Annotated in this window: 13 protein-coding genes; 9 read left to right on the forward strand and 4 right to left on the reverse strand. The window is 69.8% G+C overall.

Annotation, left to right across the window (positions count from 1 at the left end; genetic code table 11):
* Nucleotides 1–160: 160 nt before the first annotated feature.
* Nucleotides 161–1,657, forward strand: coding sequence for a GTPase HflX (gene hflX / locus ACFYNU_RS18895; protein WP_356591917.1), 1,497 nt, complete (start codon nt 161–163; stop codon nt 1,655–1,657).
* Between the two features lie 74 nt (nt 1,658–1,731).
* Here hflX and ACFYNU_RS18900 read toward each other — a convergent pair whose 3' ends face one another.
* On the reverse strand, nt 1,732–2,904 hold the full coding sequence (locus ACFYNU_RS18900) for a hypothetical protein (RefSeq protein ID WP_356591915.1): 1,173 nt from the start codon (nt 2,902–2,904) through the stop codon (nt 1,732–1,734).
* A gap of 216 nt (nt 2,905–3,120) precedes the next feature.
* Complete coding sequence (locus tag ACFYNU_RS18905) at nt 3,121–4,347, reverse strand: hypothetical protein (RefSeq protein ID WP_356591913.1); 1,227 nt, start codon at nt 4,345–4,347, stop codon at nt 3,121–3,123.
* Nucleotides 4,348–4,818: 471 nt separating this feature from the next.
* On the opposite strand from ACFYNU_RS18905, the gene ACFYNU_RS18910 reads away from it, so the two are divergent.
* From ACFYNU_RS18910 to ACFYNU_RS18925, 4 genes are all read left to right on the forward strand, one after another.
* Nucleotides 4,819–6,771: an IucA/IucC family protein gene (locus tag ACFYNU_RS18910; protein ID WP_356591911.1), complete on the forward strand. Its 1,953-nt coding sequence runs from the start codon at nt 4,819–4,821 to the stop codon at nt 6,769–6,771.
* A 44-nt stretch (nt 6,772–6,815) separates the two neighbouring features.
* The gene (locus ACFYNU_RS18915; RefSeq protein WP_356591909.1) at nt 6,816–7,568 is read left to right on the forward strand and encodes a GNAT family N-acetyltransferase; all 753 of its coding nucleotides are present in this window, start codon (nt 6,816–6,818) and stop codon (nt 7,566–7,568) included.
* 192 nt (nt 7,569–7,760) lie between these two features.
* Nucleotides 7,761–9,560, forward strand: coding sequence for an IucA/IucC family protein (locus tag ACFYNU_RS18920; protein WP_356592014.1), 1,800 nt, complete (start codon nt 7,761–7,763; stop codon nt 9,558–9,560).
* A gap of 38 nt (nt 9,561–9,598) precedes the next feature.
* Complete coding sequence (locus tag ACFYNU_RS18925; protein ID WP_356591907.1) at nt 9,599–11,569, forward strand: ATP-dependent DNA helicase; 1,971 nt, start codon at nt 9,599–9,601, stop codon at nt 11,567–11,569.
* A gap of 142 nt (nt 11,570–11,711) precedes the next feature.
* Here the strand turns inward: ACFYNU_RS18925 and lexA are convergent, their stop codons facing one another.
* Entirely contained in the window at nt 11,712–12,497 is a 786-nt protein-coding gene (lexA, locus tag ACFYNU_RS18930) for a transcriptional repressor LexA (protein ID WP_031229318.1), read from the reverse strand.
* 564 nt (nt 12,498–13,061) lie between these two features.
* Between lexA and nrdR the strand changes: the two genes are divergently transcribed.
* Both nrdR and ACFYNU_RS18940 read left to right on the forward strand, forming a co-directional pair.
* Nucleotides 13,062–13,571, forward strand: a complete 510-nt coding sequence (nrdR, locus tag ACFYNU_RS18935; protein WP_356591904.1) for a transcriptional regulator NrdR — start codon at nt 13,062–13,064, stop codon at nt 13,569–13,571.
* A gap of 257 nt (nt 13,572–13,828) precedes the next feature.
* Nucleotides 13,829–16,726, forward strand: a complete 2,898-nt coding sequence (locus ACFYNU_RS18940; RefSeq protein ID WP_356591902.1) for a vitamin B12-dependent ribonucleotide reductase — start codon at nt 13,829–13,831, stop codon at nt 16,724–16,726.
* Nucleotides 16,727–16,885: 159 nt separating this feature from the next.
* On the opposite strand, the gene ACFYNU_RS18945 is transcribed toward ACFYNU_RS18940, so the two are convergent.
* Nucleotides 16,886–17,416 (reverse strand): TerD family protein, encoded by a 531-nt coding sequence (locus tag ACFYNU_RS18945; protein ID WP_356591900.1) that lies wholly within the window; start codon nt 17,414–17,416, stop codon nt 16,886–16,888.
* Between the two features lie 180 nt (nt 17,417–17,596).
* Between ACFYNU_RS18945 and ACFYNU_RS18950 the strand changes: the two genes are divergently transcribed.
* Both ACFYNU_RS18950 and ACFYNU_RS18955 read left to right on the forward strand, forming a co-directional pair.
* Nucleotides 17,597–18,202, forward strand: coding sequence for a YdbC family protein (locus tag ACFYNU_RS18950; RefSeq protein ID WP_356591898.1), 606 nt, complete (start codon nt 17,597–17,599; stop codon nt 18,200–18,202).
* Nucleotides 18,203–18,368: 166 nt separating this feature from the next.
* Nucleotides 18,369–19,028, forward strand: coding sequence for a histidine phosphatase family protein (locus ACFYNU_RS18955; RefSeq protein ID WP_356591896.1), 660 nt, complete (start codon nt 18,369–18,371; stop codon nt 19,026–19,028).
* Nucleotides 19,029–19,032 lie beyond the last annotated feature (4 nt).

The raw sequence follows: 19,032 nt of genomic DNA on the forward strand, positions 1-19,032 counted from the left end.
CCACCATCAAGGGGTCGGCGGCGCCGCCGACCGGGATTCCGGGACGGGGGCGCCGGGCCCGTGGCGCCGGGAATCAATCCGGATCGTTACGCGTTGTGACCGATGTGGGTGGGCAGCCTTCTGTCCACCACCCGAACACTCTCTTCGACGTAAGGATCCAATGACCTCCTCTTCTTCCCCTTCCCAGGATGAGCAGATCGCCGCGGACCCCCGCACGGACAGCCTTCGGGCCGATGCCCTGATGGAAGAGGACGTCGCCTGGAGCCAAGAGATCGACGAACAGCGGGACGGCGACCAGTTCGAGCGTTCCGACCGCGCGGCGCTACGGCGCGTGGTGGGCCTCTCCACCGAGCTCGAAGACGTCACCGAGGTCGAGTACCGGCAGCTGCGCCTGGAGCGTGTGGTGCTCGTCGGCGTCTGGGTCACGGGGACCGTGCAGGAAGCCGAGAATTCGCTCGCCGAGCTGGCGGCGCTGGCCGAGACGGCCGGCGCGCTGGTCCTGGACGGTGTCATTCAGCGGCGTGACAAGCCCGACCCGGCCACCTACATCGGCTCGGGCAAGGCCCGCGAGCTGTACGACCTGGTGCTGGAGACCGGCGCGGACACGGTTGTCTGCGACGGTGAGCTGAGCCCCGGCCAGCTCATCCATCTTGAGGATGTCGTCAAGGTCAAGGTCGTGGACCGTACGGCCCTGATCCTGGACATCTTCGCCCAGCACGCCAAGTCCCGAGAGGGCAAGGCGCAGGTCGCGCTGGCCCAGATGCAGTACATGCTGCCGAGGCTGCGCGGCTGGGGTCAGTCGCTGTCCCGGCAGATGGGTGGCGGCGGCGGTGGCGGTATGGCCACGCGTGGTCCCGGTGAGACCAAGATCGAGACGGACCGGCGGCGGATCCGCGAGAAGATGGCGAAGATGCGCCGGGAGATCGCGGAGATGAAGACGGGCCGCGAGATCAAGCGGCAGGAGCGCAGGCGCCACCGGGTGCCGTCGGTCGCGATCGCCGGATATACGAACGCGGGCAAGTCCTCGCTGCTCAACCGCCTCACCGGCGCGGGCGTCCTGGTGGAGAACGCGCTGTTCGCCACCCTGGATCCGACCGTGCGCCGGGCCGAGACGCCGAGCGGCAGGATCTACACGCTGGCCGACACCGTCGGGTTCGTCCGGCATCTGCCGCACCACCTCGTGGAGGCGTTCCGCTCGACCATGGAGGAGGTCGGAGACTCCGATCTGATCCTGCATGTGGTCGACGGCGCGCACCCCGCGCCGGAGGAGCAGCTGGCCGCCGTGCGTGAGGTGATCCGTGACGTGGGCGCTGTCGACGTACGCGAGATCGTGGTGATCAACAAGGCCGACGCGGCGGACCCGGAGGTCCTCCAGCGGCTGCTGCGGATGGAGCGGCACGCGATCGCCGTGTCGGCGCGTACCGGCGCCGGGATGAGCGAGCTGCTGGCGCTGATCGACAGCGAGCTGCCCAGGCCGGAGATCACCGTCGAGGCCCTGGTGCCGTACACCGACGGCGGTCTGGTCTCACGGGTGCACGCCGAGGGTGAGGTGCTGTCCGAGGAGCACACCCCGGAGGGCACGATGCTGAAGGCACAGGTCCACGAGGAACTGGCCGCGGCGCTCGCCGCGTACGTGCCGGTTCCCGCGATCGGCTGACGCAGGCCGTAACGACGGAAGGCCCGCCCCCTCCTCGCGAGGGCGCGGGCCTTCCGCCGTTGACACGGGCGGGCCTACCGGCCCGCGAACTTGTCGCTCATCATCGTGTAGAGCTGCTCGGCGCCCTCACCGAGCCGGGGTCCGGCCAGCCAGCCCGAAGTGACCGGGCCGATCGAGGTGTTGGAGACCAGCACCGAGTCGCCGTCGGGTCCGGCCGCGAACCAGCCGCCGCCGGAGGAACCACCGGTCATCGTGCATCCGATGCGCCACATCGTGGGCGTACCGGTGGCGATGGAGAGCCGGCCGGCGTTGTCGACGCACTTGTGCATGATCAGCCCGTCGTACGGCGGGGCCGCGGGGTAACCCCACGCGCCCAGGCTGCCGATGGTGCTCGCCTCGGGGGCGTCGAAGTCGACGTCCAGGGCCGCGCCGACGGTCTCCTCCAGCGACTTGCCGCCGTTCTCCGGGGTGACGTGCATGACCGAGTAGTCGTACGCCGCTCCGTCGCCGCCGTTCGGACCGCCGTCGTTGATCCACTCGTTGGAGGTCGCGACCCAGTCGGCCCAGTACTGCCCGTACGGGGCGATCTCCTGCGGCTGCGCGTTCTGGAGCGCGTCGGCGGACTTCCCCGTGTTGTTGTAGGCGGGGACGAACATGATGTTGCGGTACCAGCCGCCGCCCGCGCCCGCGTGCACGCAGTGGCCCGCGGTCCACACGAGGTTGGACCTGCCCGGGTTCTTCGGGTCCTTGACGACGGTGGCCGAGCAGACCATCGAGCCCTCGGGGGAGTCGAAGAAGACCTTGCCGACGGGCGCCGCGTGGTCGGTGTACGGCGTCTTCTCCGGCTCGGCCTGGACCGGCCGGGGCTCGGGGTCGGTGACGTCCTGGTCGCCGGAGATGTCACCGACGGCGAGGGTCTTCGTCGGCGACTTCGCCGTCTTCATCCGCTCGGGCTTCCACAGGTCCTCGATGACCGGGTTGACGAAGTCCTTGGCGCCGCGCAGCCACTTGTCCTTGTCCCAGTTCTTCCACTCACCGTCCTTCCACTTCTCCGGGTCGACACCGTGCTCCTTGAGCCGGTCGGCCAGATCCGCGGGTATCTCCGGACCTCCCGCGTCGGCGGCGGGAGTCGAGGCGGCGGCCTTGTCCGCCGCCTTGTCGTCGCTGCCGCCGCCGCAGGCGGTGGCCGTCAGTGCGAGGGCCGCGGCGAGGCTGGTCGCGGCCAGCAACGGACGTATGGATCGCATGAGAACGTTCCCCCTGAAAATCTTGAGTCACTTGCCATGAACGTGTCACGCGCAGGGGTGGTCCTGAGTCGGGACCGCCCTGCGCCGCGCACCCCTGTTCCGCGGGCCGATTCCGGGCCCGCGGAACAGGGGGCACGAGGATAGGCGTACGGTCCGCCGTCGGCCGCACCGGGCAGATGCGGCGGACGGCTCACCGGCCTACCGGTCCGCCGGGTCCTACTGGCCGGCGTACTTCTCGCTGACCGCCTCGTAGATGCCCTTGGCCTCGTCACCGAGTCGCGGGCCCGCCAGCCAGCCCGCGGTCACCGGGCCGATCGAGGTGTTCGAGACCAGGGCGGGCTTGCCGTCCGGGCCGTCGGCGATCCAGCCGCCCCCGGACGAACCGCCGGTCATCGTGCATCCGATGCGGTGCATCGTCGGGTCCTGGGCGTTGACGGACAGCCGGCCCGGCTTGTCGGCGCACTGGTAGAGCTTCTGGCCGTCGAACGGCGGCGCCGCCGGATAGCCGGTCGCCGTCATCGAGTCGATCTCCGGCGTGGCCGGTGCGTTGAAGTCGACCGGCAGCGCCGCGCCGACGGTCTCCTCCAGCGACTTGCCGTCACTGCCCTTCTCCGGCGTCACATGGATCACCGCGAAGTCGAAGGGAGCGCCCAGGCCACCCGTCGGCGCCCCTTCCGAGATCCACTCCTCGGAGGTCTGCGCCCACTTGCCCCACCAGATGCCGTGCGGGGCGATCTCCTCCTTGGCGGCGGTCTCCAACTCCGATATCGGCAGGTCGCTGTTGTTGTACGACGGGACGAAGGCGATATTCCGGTACCAGCCGCCGCTCTTGCCCGCGTGCACGCAATGGCCCGCCGTCCACACCATGTTGGACTTACCGGGGTTGGCGGGGTCCTGCACCACGGTGGCCGAGCAGACCATCGAGCCCTCGGGACCGTCGAAGAAGAGCTTGCCCGCCTCGGGTACGTCCCCGTCGTACGGCGCGCTCACCGCCGTCGCCTCCACCGGCTGCGGAGTCGGGTCGGTGACGCCGGCGTCACCGGAGATGTCCTGCTCCTCCACCGGCTTGTCGGGCTCCTCGGCCTCCCGCATCCGGTCGGGGTCCCAGAGTCCCTCGATGATCGGATTGACGTAGTCCCGTGCCTCACGGAGCCACTTGTCCTTGTCCCAGTTCTTCCACTCGCCGTCCCGCCACTTGTCCAGGTCGATCCCGCGCTCCTTGAGGCGCTCCTGGAGATCGGCCGGGATGGTGATCTTGTCGCCGGAGGACTCGCCGGTCGAACCACTGGGCTTGTCGGCCGAGTTCGTGTCCTCGGTGGGGCCGCAGGCGGTGGCCGTCAGAGCCAGGGCCGCCGCGAACGAGGCGATCGCGACGGCGGAAGAGCTTCTACGCCGCGCGCTCCTCCCACGGCGAGTGGTGAACGGTGGGCGAATGGCTCGCATGTCGGGATCCCCCTGGGACTTCGGAACTGTTCTGAACTGACGGATCAACCGGGTTGAACCGGACGGATCGGCCCGGTCATGGCGACCTGAGCCGGAAGTCGGCCCCCACTATGCCGGTGCCGTTGGGGACGGCCGACGGCAGGGGCACGGTTCCGCCGGTGAAGGATCTTCCGATCGGCCGTGATCCCGGCAGCCTCCCGTCGTTGGTACCTACGGGGGACTCGGCGCCGGCGTTCATCACACCCACCCGCGGCGCTCGACCCGCCGCGTCGACGTGTGACGTAACCGTTCCCGCGGGAGGACCGACAGCCGTGGCCGTGACCGAACTTCCTTCGCCGGTACCGCTCGTCGCCCCCGTCGGTGACCCCTCCCACCGGTCCGGGGACCACCGCCGTGACGACCACCGGAAAGACCACCGGTCAGCGACCACACCGGCTCCCTGACCCGGCCCCCACACAAGGAAGCCCTCCCTTGAACTACTCCACCCCCACATCCGACGCGCCCGAGATCCTCGGTCGCTCCTTCACCCAGGACCTCGGACCGGGCGACCCGCATGCCCAGGCGACGGTCGCGCCCGTGACGATCGGCGTGGCCACGCTGCCCCGCCAACTGCCGCCGGGCGACCGGGCGGACGCGGACGCCCGCACACCGGGCACGCGTCCCACGGACCCCGCCACCGACCTGACGGCGGCCGACCTGCCGGACCACCCCGACCATCTCGACGACCCGGATCCGCGACGGGCCGCCGACGCCGCGACCGTCGAGAATCTGCTGCGGTGCTGGATCAGGGAGAGCGACGTCCCCCGGCCGGAGGGGAACACCCTCAGAATCCCGCTCGACGCGAGCGGCACCGCCCTCCTGGTCCCTGTGCGCTACTGGTCGGCCACCGGCTGGCACCGCTTCGGAATGCCCCTCCTGGAGAGCGCGGGACCGCGCTCCACCCCCGCCGACGCCGTCACCGTCGCCGCCCTCCTCGGCCGCGAGTCGGGTCACAGCCAAGGCACCGAACTGGTCGCGAGGGTCGCCGACTCCGCCCGTCGTACGGCCGACTTCCTCACCAACCGCCGGGCGAACCCCGACCCCGTCGGCACCGACCTCTTCCTCACCGCCGAACAGTCGCTCCTCCTCGGTCATCCGCTCCATCCCACCCCCAAGAGCCGCGAAGGGCTCTCCGACACCGAGCACCGTCACTTCTCGCCCGAACTGCGTGGCTCCTTCCCCCTCCACTGGATGGCCGTCGACCGGTCCGTGCTCGCCACCGACTCGGCCTGGACCGAACAGGGCCGCGCCGTACACGCGGATCAGCTGACCACCCGGCTCGCGGGAGACCTGACACTCCCCGACCACACCGTCCCGCTGCCGCTCCACCCGTGGCAGGCACGCGAGTTGGCGCAGCGCCCCGAAGTACGCGCGCTCCTCGACGCCGGCCTGCTCCACGACCTCGGGCCGCACGGCGCCCCCTGGTACCCCACCTCCTCCGTCCGGACGGTGCACCGGACCGGCGCCCCCGCCATGCTCAAGCTGTCCCTCGGCGTACGCATCACCAACTCCCGCCGCGAGAACCTCCGTAAGGAACTCCACCGCGGCGTCGAGGTCCACCGGCTGCTGCGCGGCGGCCTCGCCCAGCAGTGGCGTACCGCGCATCCCGGCTTCGACATCGTGCGCGACCCGGCCTGGCTCGCCGTCGACACTCCCGGCGGCGAACCCGTCGCCGGGCTCGACGTGATGCTGCGCCACAACCCGTTCCGCCCCGACAACGACGCCGTCTGCGTCGCCGGACTCGTCACCCCGCGCCCCTGGCCCGGCCGCGCGGACACCCACTCGCGCCTCGCCGACATCGTGACGTGCCTCGTCGCCCGCACCGGTCGGCCCGCCGGCGCGGTCGCCGCCGAGTGGTTCCTCCGCTACCTCGACCACGTCGTACGCCCGGTGCTCTGGCTCGACGCCATGGCGGGGGTCGCCCTGGAGGCCCACCAGCAGAACACCCTGGTGGTGCTCGACCCCGACGGCTGGCCCGTCGGCGGACGCTACCGGGACAATCAGGGCTACTACTTCCGCGAATCCCGCCGCGCCGCGCTCGATCGCCGCCTCCCCGGCATCGGAGCGGTGAGCGACACCTTCGTCCCCGACGACATCACCGACGAGCGCTTCGCCTACTACCTCGCCATCAACAACGTCTTCGGTCTGATCGGGGCGTTCGGCTCCCAACGCCTCGCCGACGAACGCGTACTCATCGCGGCCTTCCGCCGCTTCCTCACCAGGGACGTGGCGCTCGGCTCACCCCTCCCGGGCCAACTCCTGGAGGCGACCACGCTGCGCTGCAAGGCCAACATGCTCACCCGGCTGCACGGGCTGGACGAACTCGTCGGCCCGGTCGACACCCAGTCCGTCTACATCACCATCGCCAACCCCCTTCGCCACTGATCCGTACGCGCCCCCGTCCGAACCGCCGAGAGGAGACCGTCACCATGCCTCCTACCGACGCGGGCACCGGCAGCGGTACGAGCACCGGAACCGGCCCGGGACCGCACCTGGCCGGGGGCGCCGAGGACACACTCGACCTGCGACTGACCGAGGAACTCGTCGCGCTGCTCGGCGCCGGTGAGCCGGTGGCGGCCGGGACACGGCCGCCGGGCGGCGCGGGTGAGTCCGCCCTCCTCGATTTCCCCGCCAGGTGGGGCGCGGCCGGCACGTCCGTCGGCGTCTTCCAGCTCGTGCCCGTACGCGTGGAGCGCGACCTGACCCTCATCAGCCGCTGGATGAACGATCCGGCCGTCGCCGCCTTCTGGGAACTGGCCGGCCCCGAGGACGTCACCGCCGGCCATCTGCGCGCCCAACTGCGCGGCGACGGACGCAGCGTCCCGTGCCTGGGCGTGCTCGACGGTGTCCCCATGAGCTATTGGGAGCTCTACCGCGCCGATCTCGATCCTCTTGCCCGCCATTACCCCGCCCGTCCTCATGACACCGGACTCCATCTCCTCGTCGGGGGTGTGGCCGACCGCGGCCGTGGTGTCGGCACCACTCTGCTCAGAGCCGTCTCCGAACTCGTTCTGGACCACCGGCCGCACTGCGGCCGGGTCATCGCCGAACCGGACCTGCGCAACACCCCCTCCGTCTCCGCCTTCCTCAGCGCCGGCTTCCGCTTCGCCGCGGAACTCGACCTCCCCGCCAAAAGAGCCGCCCTCATGATCCGCGAACGAGCCCTGCGAGACCTGCTGTGAACGACCCGCTGCTTTCCATACACCGCACGACCCACATCGGTTCCGTCCCGAGGAGTCCCTTTGCCGACATCCCCGACCACACGCGCTTCCGCCACCGGCAGCGGTCCCACCACCACCAACAGCCCCCGAGCCGACACTCCCGACCCCGACCTCGGCCCCGATGAAGGCCCGGGTGACCCGCACCCCGCCCGCCTGTTCACCCCGCCCGAGCTGACCCCGCGGCTCTGGGCCGGAGCCGCCGCCCGCCTCCTCGCGAAACTCCTCGGCGAATTCGCGTACGAGGAGATCATCGCCCCCGTCGCACAGGCCGGCTCCAACGGCGCGGCGCCCGGCCGCTACACGCTCGCGCTCGACGACGGCACCCCCCTCACCTTCGCGGCCCGACGCGGCGCGTACGGCGCCTGGCGCGTCGACCCCCACTCCGTCGAGTACGCCGGAGAACCGTTCCGGGACCCCCTCCGCTTCCTCGTACTCGCGCGCCGCCTACTGGCGATCGACGGCGCCACCCTCGGCCATCTGGTCCGCGAACTGAACGCCACCCTCGTCGCCGACGCCAGAATCGACGGCACCGCGCTCACCGCGGGGCAGCTCGCCGACCTCGACTACGCCGACCTCGAAGGCCACCAGACCGGCCACCCCTGGCTCATACTCAACAAGGGCCGCATAGGCTTCTCCGCCGTCGACTCCACCCGCTGGGCGCCCGAGTCCCGCACGCCCTCCCGGCTCCCCTGGCTGGCGGTCAGCACCACCCTCGCCGCCTACCGGGGCGTCCCCTCCCTCGCCTCTCCCGAGCAGCTCTACGGCTCCGAACTCGACCCCGCCACCCGCGAGGCCTTCGCCTCCGAGCTCCGCTCACGCGGCCTCGACCCGGACGCGTACCTCTATCTCCCCGTACACCCCTGGCAGTGGGACGAGGTGCTGCTGCCCCTCTACGCCGCCGAGATCGCCACCGGCGCGATCGTCCCGCTCCCCACCGACGGCGATGTCAGACTGCCGCAGCAGTCCATCCGTACCTTCCTCAACACCACCCGGCCCGACCGCCACACGGTGAAACTCCCCCTGTCCATCCTCAACACCCTCGTCTGGCGCGGCCTGCCCACCGAACGCACGCTCGCCGCCCCGGCTGTCACCGCCTGGATGCACGGGCTGTACGAGTCGGACCCCTTCCTCCGCGACGAATGCGGAGTGATCCTGCTCGGAGAGGTGGCGTCGGTGACCGTGACCCACCCCCTCTACGACCACCTCCCCGAGGTCCCGTACCAGTACAAGGAGCTCCTCGGCGCGATCTGGCGCGAACCCCTCCCGTCCCGGCTCGCCCCCGGCGAACGCGCCCGGACCCTCGCGTCGCTCCTGCACACCGATCCACTGGGCCGCTCCTTCACCGCCGAGCTGGTGGAACGGTCCGGGCTCCCCGCCGAGGTCTGGCTCCGCCGCCTCTTCGCCGCGCTGCTGCCGGCTCTGCTGCGCTTCCTCTACCGCTACGGCACCGTCTTCTCACCGCACGGCGAGAACGCCGTCGTCGTCTTCGACGACAGCGACGTCCCCGTCCGCCTCGCGATCAAGGACTTCGTGGACGACGTGAACATCAGCGCCCGGCCGCTGCCGGAGCACGAGACGATGCCGCGGGAGGTCAGGGACACCCTCCTTACCGAAGAGCCGTCCTTCCTCACCCAGTTCATCCACTCCGGGCTCTTCGTCGGCGTCTTCCGCTTCCTCGCACCGCTGTGCCAGGAACAACTGGCTGTCCCCGAGCGGACGTTCTGGTCACTCGTACGGGCCGAAATCCTGCGCCACCACGCCCGGTTCCCCGAACTCAAGGACCGCTTCGAGACGTTCGACCTGCTCACACCCCGTATCGCGCGCCTCTGTCTCAACCGCAACCGGCTGCATCTCGACGGATACCGCGACCGCGCCGACCGCCCGCACGCCGCCGTGCACGGCACGGTGCCCAATCCGCTCGCCCTCCCGGCGGGCGGTGCGCACGGGACGTGATCGCTGTTGTCAGTGGTGAGCCGTAGGGTGGTCGGGCTATGACGAAGCCATCTCTCTCCGAGCTCCTCCATGCCGCCGTCACCGCTGTCGGCGGTGTGGAACGCCCAGGCCAGGTCACCATGGCCGAGGCCGTCGCGGAGGTCATCGACGACAACTCCCATCTGCTCGTGCAGGCCGGCACCGGCACCGGAAAGTCACTCGGCTATCTGGTGCCCGCGCTGGCGCACGGCGAGCGTGTCGTGGTGGCCACCGCGACCCTGGCCCTCCAGCGGCAGCTCGTGGAGCGCGACCTTCCGCGCACGGTCGACGCGCTGAGCCCCCTGCTGCGGCGGCGGCCCGAGTACGCCATGCTCAAGGGCCGCTCCAACTACCTCTGTCTGCACCGGCTCAACGAGGGTGTGCCGCAGGAGGAGGAAGACGGGCTCTTCGACCAGTTCGAGGCGGCGGCGCCCACGAGCAAGCTCGGCCAGGATCTGCTGAGGATGCGCGACTGGGCGGACGAGACGGAGACCGGCGACCGGGACAATCTCACGCCGGGTGTCTCCGACCGGGCGTGGGCGCAGATCTCCGTGTCGTCCCGCGAGTGTCTGGGCGCGACGAAGTGTGCCTACGGCGCCGAGTGCTTCGCCGAGATGGCACGCGAGCGGGCCAAGCTCGCCGACGTCGTGATCACCAACCACGCGCTCCTGGCGATCGACGCGATCGAGGGAGCCCCCGTCGTCCCGCAGCACGAGGTGCTGATCGTCGACGAGGCCCATGAGCTGGTGTCGCGGGTCACCGGGGTCGCCACCGGGGAGCTCACGCCCGGCCAGGTCAACCGCGCGGTGCGCCGCGCGGCCAAGCTGGTCAACGAGAAGGCGGCCGACTCGCTCCAGACGGCCGCCGAGACATTCGAGCGGCTGATGGAGCTGGCCCTCCCCGGCCGCCTCGAAGAGATCCCCGAGGACCTCGGCTACGCGCTGATGGCACTGCGTGACGCCTCGCGCACGGTGATCTCGGCGATGGGCGCCACCCGGGACAAGTCCGTGCAGGACGAGGACGCCGTACGCAAGCAGGCTCTCGCGTCCGTCGAGTCCATCCACAGCGTCGCCGAGCGGATCGCCAACGGCAGCGAGTGGGACGTGGTCTGGTACGAGCGCCACGACCGGTTCGGCGCGTCGCTGCGGGTCGCTCCGCTCTCCGTGTCGGGCCTGTTGCGGGAGAAGCTCTTCAGCGAGCGCTCGGTGGTCCTGACCTCCGCCACGCTCAAGCTCGGCGGTGACTTCAACGGCGTCGGCGCGTCGCTCGGCCTGGCCCCGGAGGGGACGGAGGGGGAGGACGTCCCGCAGTGGAAGGGCATCGACGTCGGCTCGCCCTTCGACTACCCCAAGCAGGGAATTCTCTATGTCGCGCGGCATCTCTCGCCGCCCGGCCGGGAGGGTTCGCGCGGCGACATGATGGACGAGCTGGCGGAACTGGTCGAGGCGGCGGGCGGCCGTACGCTCGGACTGTTCTCCTCGATGCGGGCCGCACAGGCCGCCGCCGAGGAACTGCGCGGCAGACTCGACAATCCGATCCTGCTCCAAGGCGAGGAAACCCTCGGTGAGTTGATCAAGGCTTTCGCGGCCGACCCGGCGACGTGTCTGTTCGGCACGCTCTCGCTCTGGCAGGGCGTGGACGTCCCCGGGCCGAGTTCACAGCTGGTGGTGATGGACCGGATTCCGTTCCCGCGTCCCGACGACCCGTTGATGAGCGCCCGCCAGAAGGCGGTGGAGCAGGCCGGTGGCAACGGCTTCATGGCCGTGGCCGCCACGCACGCCGCCCTGCTGATGGCCCAGGGCGCCGGCCGGCTGGTGCGGGCCTCGGGGGACCGCGGTGTCGTGGCCGTACTGGATCCGCGGCTGGCGAACGCGCGGTACGGCAGCTATCTGCGGGCCTCGATGCCCGATTTCTGGTACACGACGGACCGCAATCAGGCCCGTCGCTCGCTGGCCGCGATCGACGCGCGGGCCAAGTCGGAGGGTCAGTAGGCCAATTCCGGGCCCGGCCCGCCGTCGGGCGCCCGGCTCACCGTCGGGCGCGCGGCGGGCCCTTGGCGAGCGCGTGGCGGGCACAGCGAGGCCCCGGGACCGGCGCAGTAGGTCCCGGGGCCGGCCTGATGCCGGCGAGCCCTCACACCCGCCGCAGGACCGCCACAACCTTGCCGAGGATCGTCGCGTCGTCGCCGGGAATCGGCTGGTACGCCGCGTTGTGCGGGAGCAGCCACACATGGCCGTCCTCGCGCCTGAAGCGCTTGACGGTGGCTTCGCCGTCCAGCATCGCGGCGACGATGTCCCCGTTCTCCGCGACCGGCTGGCGGCGGACGGTCACCCAGTCGCCGTCGCAGATGGCCGCCTCGATCATCGAGTCTCCGACGACCTTGAGGACGAACAGCTCGCCGTCACCGACCAGTTGGCGGGGGAGGGGGAACACGTCCTCGACGGACTCCTCGGCGAGGATCGGTCCGCCCGCCGCGATCCGGCCGACCAACGGCACGTACGACGCGGCGGGTTTGCCGGTCGTGTCCGTCTGCTGGGTGCTGGGCTGGTCGGAGCCCCGGACCTCGTAGGCCCTGGGCCGGTGCGGATCCCTGCGCAGGAATCCCTTGCGCTCCAGAGCCATCAACTGATGGGCGACGGAGGAGGTGCTGGACAGGCCGACGGCCTGGCCGATCTCGCGCATCGACGGCGGATATCCCCGCCGCTGCACCGAGTCGCGGATGACTTCGATGACCCGCCGCTGCCGGTCCGTGAGACCGGAGCTGTCCGCCCGGATTCCAGGAGGTCGGCCGGGCAGCGAGCGAGTGGGCTTTACGCCCTCCGGATTCGTGGCTGCGTCATTCATGGCATGCACCGGCTCGACTCGGCTCTGGGAGCGGTCCTGGGCGGTAATGGTGGCGCTGTCTGCGGTAGTGGTCACATCGGCCCCTCTCGAAATGTTCTCCCTAGCTGGACAACGGTAGTTGCTTTCGAAAGGTTGCGCCAAACACACGTTCGAGTGAAAATCCCCGGAAGCGCTGACGTGGCAATATCCGGGGTGTATGTGGCGCGTATTCGGCGCCCTCCGCGCGGGTTGTCCCGCGCTCATCCACGGGCCGTCCACGGCTCATTGCGGAAATCCTCACCGCCGTCACGGCCGGGCCGACAGCGCCCAGTCTCTCATCGGGCGGCCCGGAATCGCGGTACGTTCCGGGCTCCCGTACTCTCGTGCCGGACCGCCTCCCACCGTCGCCCCGCGCGGCCCCGCGCGGCCCCGCGCCCGGCGCCGTACGGCCGTCGATCCGCCGCCCACCGCGACACGCGCGACCGCTCCGAAGCGTGCGCCGACCCCACATGTAGTGGTTGGATTGGCTCAGTCGCCCAGAAGTAGTGGTCCCGGGTCTTTCCTGCCGGAGGCCATCGCCTATGCTGGAGACTGCTTCGCAGGGCCCGTCCAGGGCCCGTCGAGGCTTCTCAGTCGTGCTGTGAAGGAGGGTCGGAAGCCATGCACTGTCCCTTCTGCAGGCATCCCGACAGCCGTGTCGTCGACAGTCGCACCACCGACGACGGGACGTCCATCCGACGCCGCCGTCAGTGCCCCGACTGCTCCCGCCGTTTCACAACGGTGGAGACCGCCTCGCTGATGGTGATCAAGCGCAGCGGAGTCACGGAACCTTTCAGCCGTACCAAGGTCATCTCCGGTGTGCGCAAGGCATGCCAGGGACGACCGGTCACCGAGGACGCTCTCGCCCAACTCGGCCAGCGGGTCGAGGAAGCGCTGCGCGCCACCGGCAGCGCCGAACTGACCACCCACGATGTAGGGCTGGCCATACTCGGCCCCTTGCAGGAGCTCGACCTCGTCGCGTACCTGCGCTTCGCATCCGTATACAGGGCGTTCGACTCGCCCGAAGACTTCGAGGCCGCCGTGGCGGAGCTGCGTACGCGGCCTCCTACTGAGGAAGGCGGGCCCGGCGCGACCCCCTCGGTCCCCGAACCCGTCACCGCTGCCGACTGACCGCACCGCGGTACCGGCACCGGCTCACCGTCACCGATGCATGAAGGCTGATGCATGAAGGGTGACGGCCGATCGGTCATCGATCGGTTACCGACCTATCGCGACAGCTCAGCGACCGATCATTGGCGATCGACGCTCCAGCGGCGATGAGACCCGCCACGAGCGCCCGACGCGGCGTGCGTGGCAATGGACACATCACTGTGCCATGGGAAGAACGTGGCACTTCAGGGCGTTTTCGCCTGTATATGGGAGGCGGCATGACAGAGACGGCGAGCGGTCCGACGGCACGAGGTTCCCGGAGCAAGGGAACCAAGGGCGGTAAGGGCCTGCGTATCGAGCGAATCCACACGACCCCCGGCGTGCATCCGTACGACGAGGTGGTCTGGGAGCGCCGGGACGTCGTCATGACCAACTGGCGCGACGGCTCGGTCAACTTCGACCAGCGTGGCGTCGAGTTCCCCGGCTTCTGGTCGGTGAACGCGGTCAACATCGTCACCAGCAAGTACTTCCGCGGGGCCGTCGGCACGCCGCAGCGCGAGACGAGCCTCAAGCAGCTCATCGACCGGATCGTGAAGACGTACCGGAAGTCGGGCGAGGAGAACGCGTACTTCGCCTCGCCGGCGGACGCGGAGATCTTCGAACACGAGCTGGCGTACGCCCTCCTGCACCAGATCTTCAGCTTCAACTCGCCGGTGTGGTTCAACGTGGGCACGCCGCAGCCCCAGCAGGTCTCGGCCTGCTTCATCCTGGCCGTCGACGACTCCATGGAGTCGATCCTCGACTGGTACAAGGAAGAGGGCATGATCTTCAAGGGCGGCTCCGGCGCCGGCCTGAACCTCTCGCGGATCCGTTCCTCCAAGGAACTGCTCTCCTCCGGCGGCAACGCCTCGGGCCCCGTCTCCTTCATGCGCGGTGCCGACGCCTCCGCCGGGACGATCAAGTCCGGCGGTGCCACGCGCCGTGCGGCCAAGATGGTCATCCTCGACGTCGACCACCCCGACATCGAGAACTTCATCGAGACCAAGGTGAAGGAAGAGGAGAAGATCCGCGCGCTTCGTGACGCGGGCTTCGACATGGACCTGGGCGGCGACGACATCACGTCCGTCCAGTACCAGAACGCCAACAACTCGGTCCGGGTGAACGACGAGTTCATGAAGGCCGTCGAATCCGGCGGCAAGTTCGGGCTGCGCGCCCGGATGACCGGCGACGTCATCGAAGAGGTCGAGGCGAAGTCCCTCTTCCGTAAGATGGCCGAGGCCGCGTGGGCCTGTGCCGACCCCGGCATTCAGTACGACGACACGATCAACCAGTGGCACACCTGCCCGGAATCCGGCCGGATCAACGGCTCGAACCCGTGCAGCGAGTACATGCACCTGGACAACACGTCGTGCAATCTGGCCTCGCTGAACCTCATGAAGTTCCTCAAGGACGACGACAAGGGAAACCAGTCGTTCGAGATCGACCGTTTCTCCAAGGTCGTCGAACTCGTCATCACGGCGATGGACATCTCCATCTGCTTCGCCGACTTCCCGACGCAGAAGATCGGCGAGAACACCCGCGCCTTCCGTCAGTTGGGCATCGGCTACGCCAACCTCGGCGCCCTGCTGATGGCGACGGGCCACGCGTACGACAGCGACGGCGGGCGCGCCCTCGCAGGCGCCATCACCTCGCTGATGACGAGCACGTCGTACAAGCGCTCCGCCGAACTGGCGGCGGTCGTCGGCCCGTACGACGGCTACGCCCGTAACGCCGAGCCGCACCAGCGCGTCATGAAGCAGCACGCGGACGCCAACAGCGCGGCCGTGCACGTCGACGACCTCGACAGCCCGATCTGGGCCGCGGCCACCGAGGCCTGGCAGGACGTCATCCGTCTCGGCGCCAAGAACGGCTTCCGCAACGCGCAGGCGTCGGTCATCGCACCCACCGGCACCATCGGTCTCGCGATGTCCTGCGACACCACCGGCCTCGAACCCGACCTCGCGCTGGTCAAGTTCAAGAAGCTGGTCGGCGGCGGTTCGATGCAGATCGTCAACGGCACCGTGCCGCAGGCCCTGCGCCGCCTGGGCTACCAGGAGGAGCAGATCGAGGCGGTCGTCGCCCACATCGCCGAGAACGGCAACGTGATCGACGCGCCCGGCCTGAAGCCCGAGCACTACTCGGTCTTCGACTGCGCGATGGGCGAGCGGTCCATCTCCGCGATGGGCCACGTCCGGATGATGGCGGCGATCCAGCCGTGGATCTCCGGCGCGCTCTCCAAGACGGTGAACCTGCCGGAGACGGCCACCGTCGAGGACGTCGAAGAGGTCTACTTCAAGGCCTGGAAGCTCGGCGTCAAGGCGCTGGCGATCTACCGCGACAACTGCAAGGTCGGCCAGCCGCTCTCCGCGAAGAAGAAGGAACAGGTCGCGGAGAAGGCCGAGGACACCATCCGCCAGGCGGTGGAGAAGGTCGTCGAGTACCGCCCGGTCCGGATGCGCCTGCCCAAGGGCCGTCCCGGCATCACCACCTCGTTCACGGTGGGCGGCGCCGAGGGTTACATGACGGCGAACTCCTACCCGGACGACGGTCTCGGCGAGGTCTTCCTGAAGATGTCCAAGCAGGGGTCGACCCTCGCGGGCATGATGGACGCCTTCTCGATCGCGGTGTCCGTGGGACTTCAGTACGGCGTCCCGCTGGAGACGTACGTTTCCAAGTTCACCAACATGCGCTTCGAGCCGGCCGGTATGACGGACGACCCGGACGTGCGCCTCGCCCAGTCGATCGTGGACTACATCTTCCGTCGCCTCGCGCTCGACTTCCTACCTTTCGAGACGCGGTCGGCCCTCGGGATCCACTCGGCCGACGAGCGTCAGCGTCACCTGGAGACCGGCTCGTACGAGCCGTCCATGGACGACGAGGAGGGGATGGACGTCGAGAGCCTGGCGCAGTCCGCCCCACGCCATGTGGAGCCGCTGAAGTCGGTGGGTCCGGTCGCGACATCGATCGAGGCGGGGACACCGGCTCCGAAGCAGGCACACACCTCGGCGGAGCTCGTGGAGATGCAGCTCGGCATCAGCGCCGACGCGCCGCTCTGCTTCTCGTGCGGTACGAAGATGCAGCGGGCGGGCTCCTGCTACATCTGCGAGGGCTGCGGATCGACGAGCGGTTGCAGCTGACAACGGGCGGGAGTGAGTCCCGTCCCGGGACGTAGGTCCTGAGCGGAGGGGCGTCGGCAGGTGCCGGCGCCCCTCTCGCGTGGCGTGGGGCGGTCGCGCATGGCGTGCGCCGCGGAGGACGCCCCGTCCGCGATCAGACGGCCCGGTGGGCCGGCCCTGTCAGGCCCCGCCCATCCGCTCGGTGAACTCCTGCGGATCGGCGACGTCGAAGCCTCGCAGTATCGGCCGGAAGTCCCACGTACCCGACTCGTCCCTGGTGAACTCGGCGACCGTCGCCGCCGTCGCCCCGGAGACATCGGCGAAGTCGCTCGCCGTCAGCTCCACGAGACCTTCCATGACCTGGACGGCCGGACGCGATATGTCGGCGAACGCCCGCCGGCCCTCGCGCTGCTGGATGACGACCCCCACCACCACCCGCGCGTAGTCCGAGCCCAGCCGGTCCAGCTCCAGCGTCATCACCTCGTCGGAGCCGAACCCCTGGCCCGTCCGGCTCTCCCTCTCCAGGATGATCGTCCCGTCGGGGGAGCGGCTGTCGAAGTGCACCAGATATGTCGGACGGTCGCTCGGCGCGTCCGAGGTGTACGTCGCGGCGACGATGTCCAAGTCGTGCGGCGGCCGGCCCAGCGGGCTCGGATCCCATTTGAGGGTGACCTCAACCTTCTCGACGCCCCTCTTGAGACTGCTGCTCACCGGTCATCCCCTCCGTGCGTCCAATAGCTCTGTGTACAAGGCTAGTGCGCGGGACCGACAACACACCCCCCGTACCGGTCAGTTGAACGTCTCTTGGCCATGACTCGCCACGTCGCGCGAGCCTGGAACGGGGTGCCGGGAGCGTGACCTGGGCCACGTCCGGCGCCGTACGATGGCGCGGTGCTGGTCAAGTGGATTCGCTGCACGGTGACGGACCGACGTGGTTTCGAACGGGGGCAGCGGAAATGGGCGGGGCTGCTCGGTGAGCCGGGATTCCGGGGACAGGGCGGGGGGTGGAGCAGGGGGCGGCCGGGGGTGGCGCACGTCTTCGCGTTCTGGGAGAGCCGTGCCTTCTACGACTCCTTCATGGCGCGCTCCCACGACCGGCTGGCCGCGGCGCAGTCGGGCACGTTCAGGGACGCCCAGGCCAAGCTCTTCGACTACCGCTTCGATGTGAAGACGGGTTTCGAGCCGAGGTTCACCGACGCGGACGTGGTCCGGATCGCGCACTGCAAGGTCCACGAGGACCGTGTCGAGCACTTCGCGCTGATGCAGGAGAAGGTGTGGAATCCGGCGATGGCCGGCTCGCCGGGGATGGTGCGCGGGGTGTTCGGTGACGCGCCGGGCAACGAGTTCCTGGTGCTCTCGATGTGGCAGTCGGCCGCCGAGCACGGCAAGTACCGGATCGAGCGGGTGGAACGGCTCTCGCTGCGCGCGCAGACCGCCGCGGACGTGGCGGCGCTGGCGGGCGACGTCGTCCAGCTCGAACCGGGCTGGACGGTGTGACCGCGCGCCCGACGGCAGTGCGGACGGCACGCCCGACGGCACGCTGATCGCGCTCCGTACGGCACGACGTACGGAGCGACCTGCGGAGCGACCCCGCGGGGCGACGTACGGCGCGAACGCCGGGGGCCGCCGCATGGACCGCTCCCGCGCGATCTAGGGTCGACCCATGGTGAGACCGCGACGCATTGTCCTCGTCCGGCACGGCGAGTCGGAGGGCAACGCAGACGACACGGTGTACGAACGCCGGCCCGACCATGCCCTGGGGCTCACCGAGACCGGCTGGCGCCAGGCCGAGGAGACGGGCGCGCGGCTGCGCGAGGTGTTCGGCCGCGAGCGCGTGAGCGTGTACGTGTCGCCGTACCGCCGCACCCATGAGACCTTCCGCGCCTTCGGCCTCGACCCGGAGCTGGTGCGGGCCCGCGAGGAGCCCCGGCTGCGCGAACAGGACTGGGGAAACTGGCAGGACCACGAGGACGTACGCCTCCAGAAGGCGTACCGCGACGCCTACGGGCACTTCTTCTACCGCTTCGCCCAGGGCGAGTCCGGCGCCGACGTGTACGACCGGGTCGGTGCCTTCCTGGAGAGCCTCCACCGCAGTTTCGAGGCGCCCGACCATCCCGCGAACGTGCTGCTGATCACCCACGGCCTGACCATGCGGCTCTTCTGCATGCGCTGGTTCCACTGGTCGGTCGCCGAGTTCGAGTCGCTGTCCAACCCCGGCAACGGGGAGTCCCGGACACTGCTCCTCGGTGAGGACGGGCGCTACACGCTGGACCGGCCCTTCGAGCGCTGGCGGACCCCGGAGCCGTACGGCATCACCGGATAGAGTG

The organism is Streptomyces sp. NPDC006643 (assembly GCF_042870175.1).
GTDB lineage: Bacteria > Actinomycetota > Actinomycetes > Streptomycetales > Streptomycetaceae > Streptomyces.